We start from the raw sequence: 18,069 nt of genomic DNA on the forward strand, positions 1-18,069 counted from the left end.
TCGGTACCTGCCCACTGTGCCACCACACCTTCCCTACCTAACAAAGTACTACTAGAACTATGACTACCGGAAAGGCGGACACCGCCACCGTCGCGTGAGCGCCGCCCCGTTTCGCTCGGCGGCTCGACCCCGAGCGGCATTCACCGAGAACGCTGATCCCCTCTCCGACTAGATTCTCGTGGTCGAGGCCGTGCGCGATGCATGGCTCACGCACGGGCTGTGCGCACACCCCTCCGATCGCACCACTGCGGAATCGGCTGTCGCGCAGCTGTATCGACAATCAAAATCCCGCGAGCCGGAGTTCGTCTGGGTTCCGTCTCCCTCAGCCGGATCGAGCCTGATCGCCGCCGAGGGCCTGGCGATGCCGATGTCGCTCGAGGGCAACGGAATCCATGGCGCTACCGCCGGTATCGCAACCATGCTGTCGGAATCACGCAAACGTATGGACGCACGCATCAAGCGGAGGATATCCGACTGGCCGAACGAACGCCGGGCGGTCGAGACCGCACGGGTGAAGCCGCCTGCGGATGCCGCCCGCGTCGGCATCAGCCCCGATCGGATCATCCGAGCTACCGTCTGGGATTCGCTGCACACCACGCTTTTCGACGGGGTTGCAGCTGCGATACGGACGCTTCTGCCTCCAGCTGTCCTCGGTGTCACCTGGTACGGACAACAAGAAGCCCACCGAGTCGCCTATTACGACACGTACCGTCGGCTCGGCCTCGCGAAATTCCACTCCCACGACGGGGCGCTACTCGACGCCAACATCGCGTTGACTTGCGCAACCGGATGGTGGTGGGCGTTCGACGGCGTATGTGTCATGGCAGAGCGTCCCACCACCCTTCATTCCGAGCCCATACCGGGTCGTGTGCACAACGAACACCGGCTGCACCACTCGGGTTCCCCGGCGCTCGAATTCCAAGACGGCGATGCAGTGTTCGTTCTGCACGGAACCATCGTCCCGGACTGGGTCGTCCACGACCCGACTGCCGAACGCATCGCGCGCGAACGCAATGTCGAGATTCGCCGATGCGCGATCGAGCGCATCGGGTGGGACACCTACATCGATACGGCCGACCTCGCGCTGGTCGACCACGCCGACGATCCCGGCAATGCCGGTTGCACCCTGCGGCTCTACGCGACCCCGGACGGCTGGGGGCGCACTGGCCGTATCCTGCTCGCGATCAACGGTTCTCCCGAACGCGACGGACGTCGGCGACAATACGGGCTTCACGTGCCCACATGGATCTCATCCGCACTGGACGCCGCGGGCTGGACCTACGGCCTCGGCGGCGCCGACTACGCCCGCCTCGTTCGTCGCACCTGAACAAGACCGAAACCTGACTCCCTGAACTCGAAGGTGACTCGCATGAATGCAACCATGACCTTGTCCGCTCTCACTGCCCTCACCGGCCTCGATGTGTTCGACTATCTCGCCCAGGAAGTGTCCATACCCGTCGTCGACGGTCTGCAGGCACAGGGAGATCTCATCGTGATCCCGTATTCGCTTCTCGCCGACATCGTCTCGTCCGCTCCGTGGACACGGTCGGAGAACGTACCGCTCTCGGGAGTGGAGTTGCTGCGTAGTGCTGCTGGCGGGAACCCACACAGCCTGGTCGCTGACGAAGGGGGCTGCACATGGTCGACGCCCGTCAACGACCCCAGGCGTCTCGCGCTCGGTATCCTCGACAGCCGAGCGACGGCTTACCTCATCCACCCCGAGCACGGAGCCACCGGCATCGCCCCTGGCCGGTATGTCATCGGACGGCAGCGAGAACAAAGCTTCGGGCGGACTTCCGGGAGGGCGCAGTTGGTCGCCGATTAGCGTTCGGGACCTCGTCCGAAGCAATCGGATCAATACCGGTATCGGGAATGCCGCGCGCGGCTGTCGATTACGGACCCCTACGCGTGGACCTCCCGGGCACGGTGGCCGCGGGGGCCGGTGGTGAAAGCGACTGTCTGGTGACCGCTCGCAGTGCCATCGACGGCGGCACGTGCGTCCCGGTACTCGGGTTCTCAGTCCAGGTCGAGTTCGGGTGCGGTGGCCAGGTATTCGATCTGCTCCAATGTCATCGGCACGATGGACCCTCCGATGGGGGTGGTGCTGATGATGACCTGTTGGGTGGAGGGGAGAGTGATCGAGAAGTAGGCGCTGCCGCCGTTGGCGGGGTAGTCCGCGCGGGTGACGGTGGCTCCGTCCGGCGACGTGGTGGTGATGCGATCCGGATTGATCTCGTTCAGGTACTCATCCTGCGGTGACGGCGCGGACCGGCCACTGACGACGGCGATATCCAGGCGCCCCTCTCCGGCGGCCGATGTCACGGTGATCACCTCGCAGACGTTGTCCTTGCCGAAGTCGGTCAATCGAAGTGATCCGATCGGCCGATCCAGGGCGAGGTCGTTGTTGCCCGGCATGGTCGCCCACCGGGCTTCGAGTGCCCGATCGAGACGGGCCACTTTCTCGCGGGTCAGCTCCGGCCCGTTCCCATCGGTGTCTGCGCCGCACGATGGCATCAGCGGCACGGCCGGGATGACCGGCGCCGTCACCGTCAGGGACGGGATGGTGGCGATCGCGGTCAATTCCTCGAGGGTCAACGGGATCTGTCCGCTGTGCCGGGTGCGCGCCTTCGGGTCGGTGTTGTCGGCGTCGCTGGCGGTAGCCACGATCCGGGTGCCATCGGGATGGTAAGCGACGACAGTTCGTTCGAGTGTGCGGACGCCGTTGATCTCGTACCAGGTGTCCAGCGAATCGAGCACCGTGCCGTCCGGGCGGGTGTCGCGTCGATCCAGCGCTCCTGCCACGCACGGCAGGATGGGGCGGTCCCATGCCCGGACATCGACGGTCACGGTACCGACGTGCCCGTCTCGGACCAGCGAGCCGCGGGCGTTGGTCGACCCGCTGAACAGGTCCGCGTCCCCCTCCTGCGGGAAGTTGGAGGGGTCGTAATCGGCGATCGGCTCGAACTGAAGGGACTGGCTTTGACTGGCGAAAGCCAACTCCGTCGAGTTCGGTAGCGCGTCGATGGCGGCCTGCGTCATCGCCGCCGCCTTCGCCATCGAGAACCACGGATACTTCGGATTGTCGTACTCGCCCGACCCGACGGTGGCGAAGTTGACGCGTTCAGGGTCCGAGGGCGGCTCGACTACATCGCACCCCGGAATCTGCGCCGGGTACGGCGCGGCTTCGAAAACGTAGGAGTACTCGCGGTCGGCGGTGGGCTCACCGGTCCCAGGGTCGTTCAGCAGGCCGGCCACCACGGTTCCGGCGGCGATGGTCGAAAGGATGACGACCACGTCGAACCATGTGCTGTCGCGCCATCTCCGGGCACCGTCCTCGACCATGATCGCTCCCTCGGCAAGTCGATGTTCACGGTAACCCAGATCGACCTGTCCCGTATCGAAGTGCGGGAGCTCGGCCCTTCGGTTGCTCGAGTGGTCCGTAGTCTAGTGCAGTGCAGGACAGAGAATTTCACGAGTCCGTACGGTCGCGCGAGCGTTCTGTTCTGGAGAACGCAGGTATCGGTACAAACTGTTGGACCGCTGTTCGGCCGGGTTCTAGCGTTGTCGCAAAGCCGTCCGGTGTGACGTGCAGCACGTGGGACACACTGCGACACGTCGGAAATTTGTGGAGGAGCCCAGCATGCGTTTGCAGAATCGCCTGACCGAGAAATTCGGAATCGAACACCCCATCGTCCTTGCACCGATGGATTACGTCTCCGATTGGAGATTGGCTTCTGCCGTGGCCGAGGCAGGTGGGCTGGGATTGATCGGCGGCGGATACGGCGACGAGTCCTGGTTGCACGATCAGTTCGACCGCGTGACGACCGAGGCGGTCGGCTGTGGCTTCATCACCTGGTCCATGGCGCAGCAGCCCCAACTCCTCGAGAAGGCGATCGGCCACCGTCCGGCGGCCATTTTCCTCTCCTTCAGCGACCCGGCACCGCATGCGCCTGCGATTCGTGCCGCGGGTATCCCGCTGATCTGCCAGGTGCACAATCTCGAACAAGCGCGCCGGGCGGTGGTTGTAGGTGCGAACGTGATCGCTGCTCAAGGGGGAGAGGCGGGCGGTCATGGAACAGGAACCCGATCGACGTTCACCCTGGTGCCGGAGATCGCCGACTTTCTCGCGCGGGAGGCCCCGGAGGTAATGCTGCTGGCAGCCGGTGGAATCGGCGACGGCCGAGGCCTGGCGGCCGCGCTCGCCCTCGGAGCGGACGGTGCCCTCGTCGGGACCAGGTTCTGGGCGGCCGAGGAGGCGGCAATTCCCCGCGCGGCCCAGCACCGTGCCTTACGGGCGAGTGGGGACGACACGATCAGACAGAGCGCCTTCGACATCGTGCGTGAGAAGCCCTGGCCGACTCGATACACGGGCCGAGTCCTGCACAACGACTTCATCCGCCGATGGCACGGCGACGAGTCCGGCCTCCGGGGCGTGCTTCAGGAGAAGCAGGAGCAATTCCGGGCAGCAGTGAAGGCCGAGGACTACGACGTCGCGAATCTGATCGTCGGTGAGGTCGTCGGACAGATCGATCGTGTTGACACCGTCGTGTCGATCATCGATGACATGGTCGACACCGCCGACGCCATCCTGGGCCGCACGTCCCACGACTTGGCGGCGATCGGCTCCTAACGCCCATCGGTGCGACCTCGCCAACCCTCACCCCGCGCGTCCCGGAGAAGGATTCCCCATGACCACCAGCCAGTCCGTTTCACCACCCGCTCTCGCGAGCGGTGTCGCGAAGAGCAGCCTTCGCAAGATCATCACCGCGTCGAGTGTCGGAACGTTGATCGAATGGTACGACTTCTACATCTACGGCAGTCTCGCAGTCGTCTTCTCCGGGATGTTCTTTCCCGAAGGAAACGGAACCGCAGCACTTCTCGTCACGATTGCCGCCTTCGGCACGGGTTTCGTCGTACGCCCCATCGGCGCCATGGTGTTCGGCAGAATGGGGGACCGCGTCGGCCGTAAGAAGACGTTCATGACGACGTTGCTCATCATGGGCGGCGCCACCACGATGCTCGGACTGATGCCCACCTATGACCACATCGGGATTCTGGCGCCGATACTGCTGGTGATGTTGCGGCTGCTGCAGGGTCTCGCGATCGGCGGAGAGTACGGGGGCGCAGTCGTTTACATCGCGGAGAATTCGCCGGCGAGGAAACGCGGAGCCCTCACCAGTGTTCTCCAGACCACCGCGACCGGTGGCCTCCTCCTGTCGATCGGCGTCATCGTGCTCTGCCGGGTCGGCTTGGGCGAGGAGGCATTCAGTGTGTGGGGCTGGCGGATTCCGTTCCTCCTGTCCGCGGTCCTGGTGTTGTTCTCGCTGAAGATCCGCATGAAGATGCACGAATCGCCGGTGTTCGAGGAGATGCGACGGAGCGGAAACCTCTCGCGTTCACCGATCAAGGATGCGGTTGCGCACAAGCCGGCCTTCGCGTTGCTGCTCGTCGTGCTCTTCGGAATCACGGCCGGGCTGGGAGTTGCCTGGTACACCAGCCAGTTCTACACGCTGTACTTCCTGCAGACGATCTTGAAGATCGACTTCCTCACCGCGAATGTCTCGGTCGGAATCGCCCTGGTCATCGCGACACCGTTCTTCGTCGTCTTCGGCAAGATGTCCGACAGGTATGGACGGACTCGGATCATCCTGTGCGGCTTGGTACTTTCGGCAGTCGGCTACCTCCCGCTGTTCCAGTGGGTCCGGGACGCCGCGGTCGAGGACCACCACATCCAGATGATCGTGCCGCTGACGATTCAGGTCATCTTCGTCACCATGGTCTACGGGCCCACCGCGGCATTCCTGTCCGAATTGTTCCCACCACAGATCCGCTACACCGGACTGTCGCTGGCGTACCACATCGGGACCGGCGTGTTCGGTGGCTTCACCCCTCTGGTGGCGCTCTCGCTCAACTCCGCGACCGGGAACGTGCTCGCCGGGCTGATCTACCCCATCGCGGTAACCACGGTCACCGCAGTGGTGTTCGTGCTGACGTTGCGGCGCGGCGTGGACAGCCCGATAGTCCGGAGGGCGTGGAAGCAGATCGATTCCGAGTACTCGTCATGAGACACCCGACCCGGTACGGCGCGATCGCGTTCACTGCTCCGGTGGCCGAGCGGCAGAAGGCGACGGGGAGCATCAACTGGTACGGGCGCATGCGGGCGCAGGAGGACGACCCAGGCCTGCCCGACGAACTGGACACCCGCGTCACTGCCCTGATCCGAGCCACCGATTCGTTCTTCATCGCGACCGTGACACCCTCGGGGTGGCCCTATATCCAACACCGAGGCGGCCCGCCCGGCTTCGTGCACGTGCCGGACCCGACGACGATTGCGCTGGCGGACTACTCGGGAAATCAGCAGTTCGTCACGGTCGGCAACCTCGACGAGAACGACCGAGTGGCTCTCTTCTTCATCGACTACCCCACCCGTACCAGAGTCAAAGTCTACGGTCGAGCGGAGGTCGTCGAGCGTGCCGACGATCCGGATCTCATCGCCCGGCTCCTCACCACACCCGGCGGGTCAGGTAAGGCCGGATGCGATCGCGCGTTCGTCATCCACGTCGAGGCCCTCGACCGGAATTGCACGAAGAACATCCCGCCGAAGTACGGCGAGGCGCGGATGCGGGAGTCGCTCACGTTGGCCCGCAAGGGTCTACAGGAAGAAATCGAACGACTGCGATCCCGCAATGCAGAACTGGAGCGGGAAGTCGCCCGGCTTCGCCGGCACACCGACGACGGTCAGTCGCGTTGACCGACCGTCGCACTGCCGGGTGGCGGAGAGTGCCGGATCGCGGCGTCCCGCAGTACTCGCAGCAGCGGCGTCGCGCGGTTGCGGCGGTACACGAACCTCACGACCGCGGGCGGCGCACCGACCAGCGGGATGAACTGGACGTTCCGATGGGTTACCCGCCTGCGGGCCACTTCGGGAACCGTGCCGACACCCCGATCGGCGGCGATCAACTCGAGCCAGTCGTCGAAGTTCGAGCACGTCACCACCGGGCCGTCGTGGTTCGGCCACAGATCTTCGGATGTGGTGCCGCTGAGGGTATTGATGACCAGGGGAAGCGTTCCGAACTCGGCCCAGTCGATCGATTCTCGGGTCGCGAGAGGCGACGCAGTCGAGACCGCCGCAATCCGCTGCTCCTCGAACAGTGGATGTTGTACGAACTCGTCGCCGGGAACATCCCGGCGGACGACGGCGGCGTCCACGGTGGCGTTGTTCAGTGCGGCGATGGGGTCGTCGTAGCGTCGCGGAACGACGGTGGCGCGGGAATTCTTCTCGACGTCGTCGATCACCTGCTGCGCCCACGGATCGGGCAGGAGCCAACTGAAGCCGAGGACGAGGGATCGGTTGGTGTACAGCGCAACCGCGGAATCGAGATCGCCGAGGATGACGCGCACCTTCTCGACGAACCCGGCACCGTCCTCGGTGAGGGCAAGTGCCCGCGAGGTCCGGTCGAACAATCGCACGCCGAGTGAGGTCTCGAGCTGCTGCACCGTTCGGGTGAGCGCCGGCTGGGTGATGTGGAGAGCTTTCGCCGCGGCGGTGAACGAGCCTGCCTCGGCGATCGCAACGGCCGCCCGCAGATGCCGCAGTTCGATGGACATAACTCCCAAGCATAGATCCGGCCGAAGAGGCATTTCCGCTCCGCACTGCGGCGGTGCACGATGAGAAACGGAAAGACCACGCACACATCGACCGAAAGGATCCTGGTGTTCGATCTCGAGGACGGCCTCCGAATTCCCATCATCGGGGCGCCCATGGCAGGAGGACCGAGCACGCCCGAGCTCGTTGCCGCGGTCTCGTCCGCCGGTGGCCTCGGTTTCCTCGCGGCCGGGTACAAGACCCTCGATGCGGTTCGGCGTGAGGTCGACGCGGTCCGCGCGCTGACGAGTGCACCGTTCGGACTCAATCTTTTCGTCCCCGGCCGCCCCCTGGCAGACCGTGCCGCGGTGGAGGCCTATCGGGCGCGACTGCAGCGACTCGCGGAACACTGGCAGGTGTCGCTGCCGGAGGTCGTCGACTTCGACGACGACGCCTTCGACGCCAAGGTCGGCCTCGCGGTCGAGCTTGCCGTTCCCGTGGTGTCGTTCACCTTCGGTCTTCCACCGCGGGACGTCGTCGATCGGTTACACGACGCCGGCAGCGCCGTGGTGGCCACGGTGTCCGATGTCGACGAGGCGTGCTCGGCCGCAGGGGTGGGCGTCGACGCGATCGGTCTACAAGGAGTCGACGCGGGCGGGCACCGGGCGACGCTCGACCCCGGCGCCGAGCCGGACCCACGTTCGACGAGGGAATTGGTCGAGGCGGCCCGCTCGGCAATCGACCTTCCCATCATCGCGGCGGGTGGGATCGCGACCGCAGCAGACGTCGCGGCGGCACTCGCGGCCGGCGCCACCGCCGTCCAGATCGGTACCGCTCTCCTCGACGCCGACGAGGCAGGGACCAAACCCGCGCACCGGGCCGCGTTGCACGACGCCCGCTTCACCGACACCGTCGTCACCCGCGCGTTCTCCGGTCGTCCCGCGCGTGGCCTGGTCAATGACTTCATCACCGACTTCGATGCTCACGCGGTGGCGGCATATCCACAGGTACACCTGCTGACCAGTGGGCTGCGGGCCGCAGCAGGCGCCGCCGGCGACCCGCACGGCCTCGCACTCTGGGCCGGCACCGGCTATCGCAGTGCTCGTTCGGCCCCCGCAGGGGAGATCGTTCGGGACCTGTGGAGTGAAACGCGGTAATTCTCATGGACATCGGCGATCTGAACTTCTTCCTGGCCGTGGCCCGCGCCGGCGGAATCTCCCGGGCATCGAAGGAACTACTGACGGTTCAGTCGAACATCAGCTCACGGATCCGCGCGCTCGAAGACGAACTCGGTGTGGAACTGTTCCGCCGCCATGCCCGTGGGGTGACCCTGACGAACTCCGGCGAACGTCTGCTGCCCTATGCCGAACAGATCACTCAGCTCGTGCGGGAAGTGACGCAGGTCGTCAGCGACGATCACGAGCCGGGTGGACGACTGGCGATCGGCTCCATGGAGACCACCGCCGGGTTGCGGCTCCCCGGGGTGCTGGCCGCCTTCAGCGACGAGTGCCCCCGAGTCGACTTCACCTTGGCGACCGACACCACCGACGCGCTGACCACCCAGGTGATCGAGCATCGACTCGACGGCGCGTTCGTCTGCGGCCCGGTACGGCATCCGGACCTGGTCGCCGAGCAGGTCTTCATCGAGCAACTCGTGCTGGTGAGCGGTGTTCGCGTGGCCGATCTGGACTCCGTAATGACCGATGGCCGGCGGCACAAGGTTCTCGTCCTCCGGGCCGGCTGCGCCTACCGGGCCCGCCTGGAACGGCTCTTCGAGCAGCACGGAGTGCCGAGCCCGGACGTCCTCGAGTTCGGAACTCTCGAGGGCATCCTCGGGTGTGCGGCCGCGGGGATGGGCGTGACCCTGCTGCCGCTGGGCGTGGTGACCACTTCGCCGTTGGCGGCGGCGTTGAAGGTGCATCACCTCGCGCCGGCCGACTCGCGCGCGGAAACCCTGTTCATCCGCCGTAAAGATTCCACCATGACCCCTGCGATGTCGCGTTTCCTGTTCCACACCCACGAGTCCAGCCGCCCGGCTTCCCTGAAATCCGTGGCTCGCTAGAGGGACCTACGCGCCGACCGAATGTTGTTGAAAGAGAACGCATGAACGCAGTAGACAGCGCCGACGAGCTGACCGCATTCCGCACGCCGACATCGCCGTGGATCACGGTCGGCCAGGTCGGGGCCGCATTGGCGGCGAGCATGGGCATCGGACGGTTCGTCTACACGCCTGTTCTCCCTCTGATGGAGGCCCAGGCAGGATTGACACCGTCGGCGGGCGCCGCTCTGGCGACGGCAAACTATCTGGGATACCTCGTCGGCGCGCTGGCCGGAATCGCCCTACCCGGCTTGATGCGCTCGGCGGCAGCCATGCGTGTCTCGATGCTGATCCTGACCACCACGCTGGCGCTCATGCCGGTGACATCGAACGACACCGCCTGGGCCGTACTGCGTTGTGTTGCGGGTGCCACCAGCGCGATGGTCTTCGTCATCGCGGTCAGCGCCATGCACTCCAACCTGAGTGGGCACGCGGCACACCTGTCGGGTTGGGCGTTCGGCGGAATCGGAGCAGGTATTGCCCTGTCCGGGCTCGTCGTCCTCATTTTGCGGTCGGTGAGCACGTGGGGCTCCGTGTGGTGGGCGGCCGCACTGCTGACCCTGATCTGCACCCTCGCGGCGTGGACTCTCACACCGGAACGCGCTCCGACTGCGCCGCCGGCCGAGCGCAGAAGATCGCACAAGCAGGGGCACCGCCGGTTCGGTGCGCTCTTCGTCAGCTATTCCCTCGAGGGCGTCGGGTACATCATCGCCGGCACTTTTCTCGTGGCAGCGATCGACCACACCGCAGGCAGCTTCGCCGGCAGTGGCGCCTGGGTACTCGTCGGGCTGGCGGCGCTACCGTCCGGTCCACTCTGGGCGTTGCTCGGCAGACGATGGTCTCGCCCGATCCTGCTGGTGATCGCACTCGTCATTCAGGCCGCCGGCATCGCGTTGCCCGCGGTGGCAGGCGGCATCTGGCCCGCCCTGGTCTCCGCCTTCCTGTTCGGGGGAACATTCCTCGGCATCAGTCAGATGTCGCTGACGATCGGCGCTCACCTCCAGTTCCCACGCGCGGTCGCGATCCTGACGACCGGATACAGCCTCGGTCAGATCGCGGGCCCGCTCATCGTCACACCACTGCTTTCCGATGGCTATCACCTGGCATTGCTCGTCGCTTCGGGCATCGTTCTGGCGGCAGCACTCGCCGCCGCGGTACTGACCGCCCGGTTTCGTCAGCGAGCCACGGTCGAATGAGGAGTGGTAGTCGAAAAGCAGGTATGCGCACGCGTACTTCGGCCGATGTGGTCACGACGAGTCGCGGCCATGCTGGCTTCACGTCGCCGGCGCCGCGGCACGGTCGAGAGCACACGGAGATCGTCATGGTGAGTCAACACAGAGGTCGAAGATTTCAACCACTTCACGCAATTCGCGCGAGCGTAGGCGGCGCGGCCTGTCTCGCCGGCCTCGTCATCGGCGCCATGGCGCTGACAATTCTCGCGTTCCCGGCACCCGGCGTGCAGGCTGCAACGGTCACGTCCCAGAGCCGGTACAGCGCGGGGGAGTGGACCCACCCCGCATGCCTCCACTCACATCAGGTCTGTCGAAACGAGTCGGAGCCACAGCCATAGGCGAGTGGTCGGATCGTCGAAGTCGATATGGAACTCCTCGGTGCGGCGGGTGATCCGGTACCGAATGGTATTGCCGTGGACATGCACTCGGCCGGCCGCTGTGGACACGTTCGCGTTCGAATCGAAGTACGCACGCAGAGTGATCAGAAAGTCGGTGTGGTGGGTGGCGTCGTACGCCCGGATCGCATCGATGACGTCGAACTTGTCGAGATGCTTGTCGGCTGTGTACTTGCCGATCTCGAGTAGGTTGAGCTCGGTCCAATAGTCTTCGAACACAGCCGCTGCCGGGAGCTGGGGAGTCGGATTGTCTCGCGTGACCGACTGCTGACGCATCAGGTACTGCAATGTGCACACCGCCTCGGTCCGGAATCGAGGTAGCTCCCTGATCTGCTCGGCGATGCCGCCCACCGCGGCGACATGGTCGAGCGGATCGACAGACCGGGTGGACGGCTAGTGACCGTTCGCCGCGAGTGTGAGGTACCCGTCGATATGCTGCACGCATCCTTACTGCACACAGCGAAGAGACGGTGATCGAGTTGTCTGATGCGCAACGTGGCCAACCCGGACAAGCCGCACGCCGTGATGGACGGCCCGATCCTCGACGTCGGCGCGCAACCGTGGACGCGCACATCGTGTTGCCGACCATCGACGGGCAGTCGTTCGCGTCGTTGCGCCGCCGGGCCACGCCGAGGGCGGAGCGGTACGCACTCGGCAAACGCCTGCGCAAGCAGACACCGCGGTCCGCGCTCGGCGAGTGGCGCGCACCGGACGATCGCCCCGATGTGGTGGATCAGATCGGTGTGTCGCACCAGGGTCGGGTGGAATCGCTCATACCGGTCAGGGTCGGGCGGATGGCGGCCTCGCCGTACGGTTTTCTGCGCGGCACCGCGATCGTGATGGCCCAGGACCTCGCCGGGCTGCCGGTGACCGGAATCCAGCCGGTGATCTGCGGGGATGCGCATCTGGGCAACTTCGGGTTCTACGCGTCGCCGGAACGTGACCTGGTGCTGGATCTGAACGACTTCGACGAGGCACATCCCGGCGGCTGGGAATGGGACCTGCGCCGCTTGACTGCGAGCATCTGGGTGGCGGGCCGGCAGAACTCGGCGACCGAGGGGCAGTGCGAGAGTGCGGTGCAGTCCTGCGTCGCCACCTATCGCAAGCATGTGCGCTGGCTCGCGGAACAACCATTGCTGGCGCGCTCGTTCGAGCGACTCGACCTCGACCGGCTGCAGACGACGGCGTCGGACGAGTCGCTGCGCCACGAGATCACCCGCGCCGCGGAGCGGGCTCGGCGCCGCGTCAGCGACCGGGCGCTGCCTCGATTCACCGAGCAGGACGAAACCGGCCGGCGCATCGTGGAGGAGCCGCCGCTGATCACCCGGGTGTCCGAGGCGGAGGCCGAGCAAATCGCCGCCGGGCTCGACGAATACCTCACCACGCTGCCCAGCCACTGGGCACGACTGCTCAGTGGCTACACCGTCGTCGACGTCGCGCACAAAGTGGTCGGCGTGGGCAGCGTCGGACTGCGTGCCTACGTCGTGCTGTGCGAAGGGAGCAGTGCCGACGACGTGGTGTTCCTGCAGCTCAAGCAGGCGCGTCGTTCCGTCGTGGCGCGCTTCGTACACGGCGAGTCCGCCTGGCACGACCACCAGGGCCGGCGCGTTGTCGAGTACCAGCAGGCCCTGCAGACCGTCAGCGATCCGTTGCTTGGCTGGACCACAGTGGAGGGCCGGCAGTACTACGTGCGGCAATTCCGGAACATGAAGGGCGCGATCCCGATCGACCACCTCAGCGCGGCAGCGCTGACCGACTACGCCGGCATCTGCGGGCGCCTGCTCGCGAAGGGCCACGCGCGGACCAGTGGTGCGTCGATGATCGGCGGCTACGTCGGAAAGTCGGACACGCTCGACGTCGCACTGAGCCGGTTCGCGCACGCCTATGCGGATCAGACCGAACGCGACCACGCGACTTTGGTCGACGCGGTCAAGCGGGGGAAGTTGCCGTGTGAGCCGCTGACGTGAATCGGTGTGTATTTGTCGTCCGGTTTCGCGGCGGCCACACTCTGGTCGCCCGCCCCTCGCGGCAGTGTCGCGGCGGACGGGTCAGTCGTCCTACTCCGGCTCGAGCTTGGCGATGCAATGAGGTGATGCCGAGGGAATCGCCGAGTTTTTCCATCCGGCGGGTGGAGACGCGGAACAGGTAGCAGGTGGCCACCACCGAGGTCAGCGCCCTCTCGGCGCGTTTGCGGCGCTGCAGCAACCAGTCCGGGAAGTACGAGCCGGTCCGCAGCTGGGGATGGCGACGTCGAGAGTGCCGGCGCGGGTGGGGGTACCGCACTGCACGTAGCCGGCACCGCACAGGGCGTCGGCCTCGGCGCGCATGAGCGCGTCGATGATCGTGGCCAGCAGGCTCCGCAGCAGGTTTGGACTGGCGTCGGTGAGGCGGTCCGGCAGGAACTGGTGCAGGTCGATGTCGTGGGCAGTGGTCATCTCGTGGTCCTCATCGAGTGACTTTGGTCGGTCTCTCGAAGAGTCACGCGATGGCCGCCTTCATTGGGCTACGACACGCCGGTCAGATTCGGATCCGGTCCGCACACCATCTTCATAGACGCAACCGATAGCGCTCGCTGTTAGGCCCGTCCATCTAGGCATGCATGGAACCCACCACCCGAGACCCCCAAGGCACAAATGATCCCTTGGGGGCCGGAATCCTGCGTCCTTCCTGGTCACGACACGGTACGTGTGTGGGCGCTACGGGCCTCGGCGTGACGATAACCAGAGTGTTGTCGACGATCGTCAGGCAGTGGGCGTGGTGGGGAGCCAGTTGTAGTTCTGCTCGTTCCAGAATCCACACCGGTGGTCCGCTGCGTACTGCTCCGTGCTGACGGTGCGTGTGTTGGTGCCTGAGTCCAGGACCATGATTTTGCCGTCACCGATCGCCGGCCACTCCGGCCGAGTGGGAGCAGTGGGACTGCCGTGCGCGGCGAATCCTGACCAATAGGCCATCATCGTTTGCGACAGTTGCTGCTGTTCCGGAGTGAACCGCGTCGCCAATTCCCCGCCCCACAGGTACGGCAGCTGGGTGGAATGCGCTGCTCCTACGTTGAAATCGGGGAGTTTGGTTTCGCGTGTGGGCGCGTGCTCGTCGTCGAACCTGTAGAAGAAGACTCGTGGCTGGTGGACAGCAATGTCGTTCGCCAGCGTCAGGTATTGGCATCCTCCGAGCCCGTAGAACACACTGCTGTCATTCCATATCGTACTGAGTGCGTAGGCCGCACTGTACGGACTCGGAAACGACGAGTACGGATACTGGTCGGCGACAGCGTGTGCAAGTGGTCCGAATTCTTCTTGCAGTTCCTGCTTGTAACGGTCCTCGGTCATGTCTGCGAAAGGGATTGCCCAGCCTCGGGTTTCATCGCGTGTCTCCCCGATCATGATGGGGACATTGTTGAACGAACCAGACTTGATCGCCGCGTCCGGTGCAATCGGAAGTTCGGGGCCCCCGACGATGGGCAGAGGGCCGGTGAGGATTCCCCCGAAATTCGCGCTCGCTGCGAGAAGTTCTTCGCCTGATGGCGATCGTAGGCACCGGGCCATGTCGCCGGGTTCGGAGCAGCCTGTTGAACCCGCGAACGAGACGGCGTCGGCCTGCGCTTCTTCAGTTGAGTGGCTCGGGCATCCGCCGCTTTGGATGATCGCGCCCTGGAACAGGCCGGTCGCTGTCGGCGAAGCGAGTTGGGCGCACACCGAGTGTCCTCCGGCAGATTGACCCACAATAGTGACTTGACCGGGGTCGCCGCCAAAGCCTGCGATGTTCTCTCGAACCCAGCGCAGCGCTGCTTGCTGATCCAGGAGTCCGAAGTTGCCTGCGGTGCCGTCATCGACTCCATGTAGCTGGAGGAAGCCGAAGGCGCCGAGTCGGTAGTTGATGGTGACAACGACTGTGTTGAACTTTTCCGCGATTTGTGACCCATCTGACTGGCTTCCCGAACCAGTCATGAAGCCACCTCCGTGAATCCAGAACAGGACCGGGAGGGGCCCTCTCGTTCGTTCGGACGGTGTATAGACGTTCAGATACAGACAATCTTCGCCATAAGGCACATCGTTGCTGCCACTGCTCACCGGTTGATAGCACCTCGGGCCGAATTCCGCTGCTGAACGGATGCCGTCCCACGTCGGCGCCGGTGCGGGCGGCTCCCACCGCAGGGTGCCGATGGGTGGGGCCGCATAAGGCATGCCGAGGAACTGGTCCACCTGTCCAGCTGATATCCCCTCCACGTCACCAGTTTTCGTTGTGACGACCAATGAATGACTGTCCGATTCTGCTTGTGAACGTGAAGCTGCATGCTCGGGACCCGCAGCTGTGCTGCAACCTGCGAGGGCCGCCGTCAATGCCAGCACGATAACTGTTTTCGCGAACAGTCGCGTTGTAACGCTCACCTAATCTCCTTGGATTGTCAGATGATTCCCGATCGAACGAAATGAAGGCGTCTGTGGCCACGGGCAAGTAGGGCGGGTTGCTCGGGACGGCCGGTACCAAGCAGTTTCACGGCGGCAGGGTCGACCCCGAGAGTTCGCAGGCGTACAGGAAGGCTTGGAGCCCCGCCAATGGCAGCCAAGTATCTGCAGGTGCGGCATCCGCCGCATCAAGACCGTCCCGGTAGCCGGACCCGAAAGGCTGACCTGCATGGATGTGGGAGATCGGCGAAAGACAGATAGGGCGTTGACTACCGCACGCCAGCCTCCTGGCGGTACATCCCCGTTTCTCAGCCGTCGCGAGTCGGAGAGTTCATTCGATTCGGCGGAATGCTTCGCGTGCGGTCCTCGTTGGGTCTTGCGGGTTCGCCTACCGGACCGCTGGGGGTGTGCCGGGGCGCGAGCGCACTGATACTCGAATTCTCAGTTCCAGTCGACCGACCCATGGAGTACAGATGACGCCTTCCTTCCCTCCGCTCGCCGCATCGGTCCATGCCGCTGTGGCCGACGCCGTGGCGGTCGTGCGCATCGAGCGACCGCCGGCCAACGCCTTCGATCCTGCGCTGATCGCGGAATTGCTCGACACCCTGAAGCCGCTGGCGGCGAACACCGACGTGCGGTGCATCGTGCTGCGCGGAACGGGACGCTTCTTCGTGGCCGGCGCCGACATCCGAGTGATGCGCGAACTGTCGGAGGAGACGCAGCACGCGATGCGGCCCTGGATCGAGGTGCAGCAGGTCCTCGAGACCGCTCCGAAACCCGTGCTGGCAGCCCTCAACGGGCATGCACTCGGCGGCGGAGCGGAGTTGTCACTGGCCTGTGACGTGCGGGTGATGGCGGCGTCGGCGTCGATCGGGTTCCCGGAAATCGGTCTCGGACTGTTTCCCGGGGCCGGCGGCAGTCAGCGCTTGCCCCGCTTGCTCGGCGCTCATCGAGCGAAGCTCCTCATGATGGAGGGTCGGCGCCTGTCCGCCGACGAGGCCCGCCGGATCGGCTTGGTGGACGAGGTGGTAGCGGACGACGAATTCGACGCGCGGATAGACCGTCTCGCCGCCGAGTGGGCGGCGAGACCGACGGCCGCAATCGGCCTCCTCAAGCGAGTCGTCGAAGCAGGACGGACACTCCCACTCGATCAGGCACTGGACGCGGAGTTTGCCGGTGTCCTCGATCTCATTCGCACGGCCGACGCCGCCGAAGGGCTACAAGCCTTCCTCGACAAGCGTCCGCCGCATTTCACTGGCCGCTGACCCGGCTCGCCACCTCACCCGAAGGATTCTCATGACACACTCGATCGGACGGCGCGCGTTGCTCGCCGTCGCGGCACTGGCGGCTCTCACCGTCGCCTCGACGTCCTGTACCCGGCCCGCGACCGAAGCAGCGCAGGGGAGCGGGTTGATCCGCATCTCCGTGGGTGTCGACCCGTCGTATGCGCCGATTTTCCTCGCCGATGCCGAGGGCATGTTCGAGGACGCCGGACTGGACGTTCAGGTGATGCAGACAGAAGGGGGAGCAGCCGGCGCGCAGAACGTTGTGGCAGGGACTTCGGAATTGTCCGGGAACGCCGACTCCACGGCGCTCACCGTCATGGCCGCGAATCCGTCGCTGCGCGCGCTCGGCGCGTTCGAAGATTCCGACCGCTACTTCCAGGTGGCCCTCCGCGAGGGTGTGGAGCCCAAGGACATCGAGACGATGGGTGTGTTCCCCGGTATCGGGCTCTACTTCACCGACTTGTATCTGCGGAGCCTCGGTCGAGACCCGGCGTCGGTCAAGCTCGTGAACACCAGTCCGCCCGAGCAACCGGCGCTGCTCGCCCGCGGTGACATCGACGGATTCCTGTCGTTCGATCCGTGGGTCGAGCAGGCCGTGGAGACAGGCGGTCGTGTCGTCGCGACGACCGGTGACTTCGGAGCCAGGTATTCACAATGGATCCTGGCGTCCGATTCCTGGTTGTCGGCGAACGAGGACGTCGCCGCCCGGGTGTTCGACGTGATCGCCGAGGCCGCTGCAATCACCGATGCCGACCCGGAGCGGGCCGCCAAGGCGATCTCCGACTCGATCCAGATGGATCCGGCCGAGGCCCGTCGGACCGTCTCCCAGATCGATTTCGGGGTGCGCGACTTCACGGACGACGACGTGGCACGAGCGAATCAACTGGTCACCTTCTTCCGAGGCCAGGGCAAGATCACAGGAGAAGTCGATACCTCGCGCGTTCTGCTCCGTGGGTGGGTCACAGACCACCTGAACCAACCCCCGGCCTGACGCTCGGCGACGACGCGTCCGTCCGGTTCGGTCAGCAGAACAGATCGATTCACTGGTACGGGAATGCGACGTAGGTTCG

The 18,069-nt window shown here is 65.2% G+C and carries 15 protein-coding genes and 1 pseudogene; 11 read left to right on the forward strand and 5 right to left on the reverse strand.

Annotated features, from left to right (window positions below; translation table 11 throughout):
* The first annotated feature begins 172 nt into the window (after window positions 1–172).
* Window positions 173–1,327, forward strand: a complete 1,155-nt coding sequence (locus tag QM806_RS39225; RefSeq protein WP_415651121.1) for a DUF6745 domain-containing protein — start codon at window positions 173–175, stop codon at window positions 1,325–1,327.
* 42 nt (window positions 1,328–1,369) lie between these two features.
* Window positions 1,370–1,825, forward strand: coding sequence for a DUF8820 family protein (locus QM806_RS39230; protein WP_043787586.1), 456 nt, complete (start codon window positions 1,370–1,372; stop codon window positions 1,823–1,825).
* Window positions 1,826–2,016: 191 nt separating this feature from the next.
* Here QM806_RS39230 and QM806_RS39235 read toward each other — a convergent pair whose 3' ends face one another.
* Window positions 2,017–3,342, reverse strand: a complete 1,326-nt coding sequence (locus QM806_RS39235) for a hypothetical protein (RefSeq protein ID WP_283294942.1) — start codon at window positions 3,340–3,342, stop codon at window positions 2,017–2,019.
* A 298-nt stretch (window positions 3,343–3,640) separates the two neighbouring features.
* Here QM806_RS39235 and QM806_RS39240 point away from each other — a divergent pair, with 298 nt between their 5' ends.
* The 3 genes from QM806_RS39240 to QM806_RS39250 are packed head-to-tail and all read left to right on the forward strand — an operon-like array spanning window position 3,641 to window position 6,751.
* Window positions 3,641–4,630 (forward strand): NAD(P)H-dependent flavin oxidoreductase, encoded by a 990-nt coding sequence (locus tag QM806_RS39240; protein WP_005260617.1) that lies wholly within the window; start codon window positions 3,641–3,643, stop codon window positions 4,628–4,630.
* Between the two features lie 58 nt (window positions 4,631–4,688).
* Complete coding sequence (locus QM806_RS39245; RefSeq protein WP_054246802.1) at window positions 4,689–6,065, forward strand: MFS transporter; 1,377 nt, start codon at window positions 4,689–4,691, stop codon at window positions 6,063–6,065.
* Window positions 6,062–6,751, forward strand: coding sequence for a pyridoxamine 5'-phosphate oxidase family protein (locus QM806_RS39250; RefSeq protein WP_054246804.1), 690 nt, complete (start codon window positions 6,062–6,064; stop codon window positions 6,749–6,751). Before QM806_RS39245 ends, QM806_RS39250 begins: the two co-directional genes overlap by 4 nt.
* Here the strand turns inward: QM806_RS39250 and QM806_RS39255 are convergent.
* Window positions 6,739–7,608, reverse strand: coding sequence for a LysR family transcriptional regulator (locus tag QM806_RS39255; protein WP_005260614.1), 870 nt, complete (start codon window positions 7,606–7,608; stop codon window positions 6,739–6,741). The genes QM806_RS39250 and QM806_RS39255 overlap by 13 nt on opposite strands.
* A 105-nt stretch (window positions 7,609–7,713) precedes the next feature.
* On the opposite strand from QM806_RS39255, the gene QM806_RS39260 reads away from it, so the two are divergent.
* The 3 genes from QM806_RS39260 to QM806_RS39270 are packed head-to-tail and all read left to right on the forward strand — an operon-like array spanning window position 7,714 to window position 10,879.
* Complete coding sequence (locus QM806_RS39260) at window positions 7,714–8,742, forward strand: nitronate monooxygenase (protein WP_054246838.1); 1,029 nt, start codon at window positions 7,714–7,716, stop codon at window positions 8,740–8,742.
* A 5-nt stretch (window positions 8,743–8,747) separates the two neighbouring features.
* The gene (locus QM806_RS39265) at window positions 8,748–9,647 is read left to right on the forward strand and encodes a LysR substrate-binding domain-containing protein (protein WP_005562229.1); all 900 of its coding nucleotides are present in this window, start codon (window positions 8,748–8,750) and stop codon (window positions 9,645–9,647) included.
* A gap of 41 nt (window positions 9,648–9,688) precedes the next feature.
* Window positions 9,689–10,879: a YbfB/YjiJ family MFS transporter gene (locus QM806_RS39270; protein WP_005562228.1), complete on the forward strand. Its 1,191-nt coding sequence runs from the start codon at window positions 9,689–9,691 to the stop codon at window positions 10,877–10,879.
* 332 nt (window positions 10,880–11,211) lie between these two features.
* On the opposite strand, the gene QM806_RS39275 is transcribed toward QM806_RS39270, so the two are convergent.
* Window positions 11,212–11,661 (reverse strand): PucR family transcriptional regulator, encoded by a 450-nt coding sequence (locus tag QM806_RS39275; RefSeq protein WP_005562226.1) that lies wholly within the window; start codon window positions 11,659–11,661, stop codon window positions 11,212–11,214.
* A gap of 209 nt (window positions 11,662–11,870) precedes the next feature.
* Here QM806_RS39275 and QM806_RS39280 point away from each other — a divergent pair, with 209 nt between their 5' ends.
* Window positions 11,871–13,277, forward strand: a complete 1,407-nt coding sequence (locus QM806_RS39280; protein WP_005562224.1) for a DUF2252 domain-containing protein — start codon at window positions 11,871–11,873, stop codon at window positions 13,275–13,277.
* 109 nt (window positions 13,278–13,386) lie between these two features.
* Here QM806_RS39280 and QM806_RS39285 read toward each other — a convergent pair.
* Window positions 13,387–13,745: pseudogene (locus QM806_RS39285) on the reverse strand (transposase); the annotation flags it as partial.
* 306 nt (window positions 13,746–14,051) lie between these two features.
* The gene (locus tag QM806_RS39290) at window positions 14,052–15,695 is read right to left on the reverse strand and encodes a carboxylesterase/lipase family protein (protein WP_283294943.1); all 1,644 of its coding nucleotides are present in this window, start codon (window positions 15,693–15,695) and stop codon (window positions 14,052–14,054) included.
* Window positions 15,696–16,186: 491 nt separating this feature from the next.
* On the opposite strand from QM806_RS39290, the gene QM806_RS39295 reads away from it, so the two are divergent.
* Together QM806_RS39295 and QM806_RS39300 are read left to right on the forward strand one after the other, a co-directional pair.
* Complete coding sequence (locus QM806_RS39295) at window positions 16,187–16,978, forward strand: enoyl-CoA hydratase/isomerase family protein (protein ID WP_005562223.1); 792 nt, start codon at window positions 16,187–16,189, stop codon at window positions 16,976–16,978.
* A 31-nt stretch (window positions 16,979–17,009) separates the two neighbouring features.
* Window positions 17,010–17,990, forward strand: coding sequence for an ABC transporter substrate-binding protein (locus tag QM806_RS39300; RefSeq protein ID WP_005562221.1), 981 nt, complete (start codon window positions 17,010–17,012; stop codon window positions 17,988–17,990).
* Window positions 17,991–18,069 lie beyond the last annotated feature (79 nt).

It is taken from the genome of Rhodococcus sp. IEGM 1351 (assembly GCF_030056875.1).
GTDB lineage: Bacteria > Actinomycetota > Actinomycetes > Mycobacteriales > Mycobacteriaceae > Rhodococcus_F > Rhodococcus_F opacus.

What these genes read in the sequence shown, in the direction of transcription:
- QM806_RS39245 (WP_054246802.1), top strand. Translation starts at nt 4,689, where the DNA reads ATGACCACCAGCCAGTCCGTTTCACCACCCGCTCTCGCGAGCGGTGTC.
- QM806_RS39300 (WP_005562221.1), top strand. Translation starts at nt 17,010, where the DNA reads ATGACACACTCGATCGGACGGCGCGCGTTGCTCGCCGTCGCGGCACTG.
- QM806_RS39265 (WP_005562229.1), top strand. Translation starts at nt 8,748, where the DNA reads ATGGACATCGGCGATCTGAACTTCTTCCTGGCCGTGGCCCGCGCCGGC.
- QM806_RS39250 (WP_054246804.1), top strand. Translation starts at nt 6,062, where the DNA reads ATGAGACACCCGACCCGGTACGGCGCGATCGCGTTCACTGCTCCGGTG.
- QM806_RS39240 (WP_005260617.1), top strand. Translation starts at nt 3,641, where the DNA reads ATGCGTTTGCAGAATCGCCTGACCGAGAAATTCGGAATCGAACACCCC.
- QM806_RS39255 (WP_005260614.1), bottom strand. Translation starts at nt 7,608, where the DNA reads ATGTCCATCGAACTGCGGCATCTGCGGGCGGCCGTTGCGATCGCCGAG.
- QM806_RS39230 (WP_043787586.1), top strand. Translation starts at nt 1,370, where the DNA reads ATGAATGCAACCATGACCTTGTCCGCTCTCACTGCCCTCACCGGCCTC.
- QM806_RS39235 (WP_283294942.1), bottom strand. Translation starts at nt 3,342, where the DNA reads ATGGTCGAGGACGGTGCCCGGAGATGGCGCGACAGCACATGGTTCGAC.
- QM806_RS39270 (WP_005562228.1), top strand. Translation starts at nt 9,689, where the DNA reads ATGAACGCAGTAGACAGCGCCGACGAGCTGACCGCATTCCGCACGCCG.
- QM806_RS39295 (WP_005562223.1), top strand. Translation starts at nt 16,187, where the DNA reads ATGACGCCTTCCTTCCCTCCGCTCGCCGCATCGGTCCATGCCGCTGTG.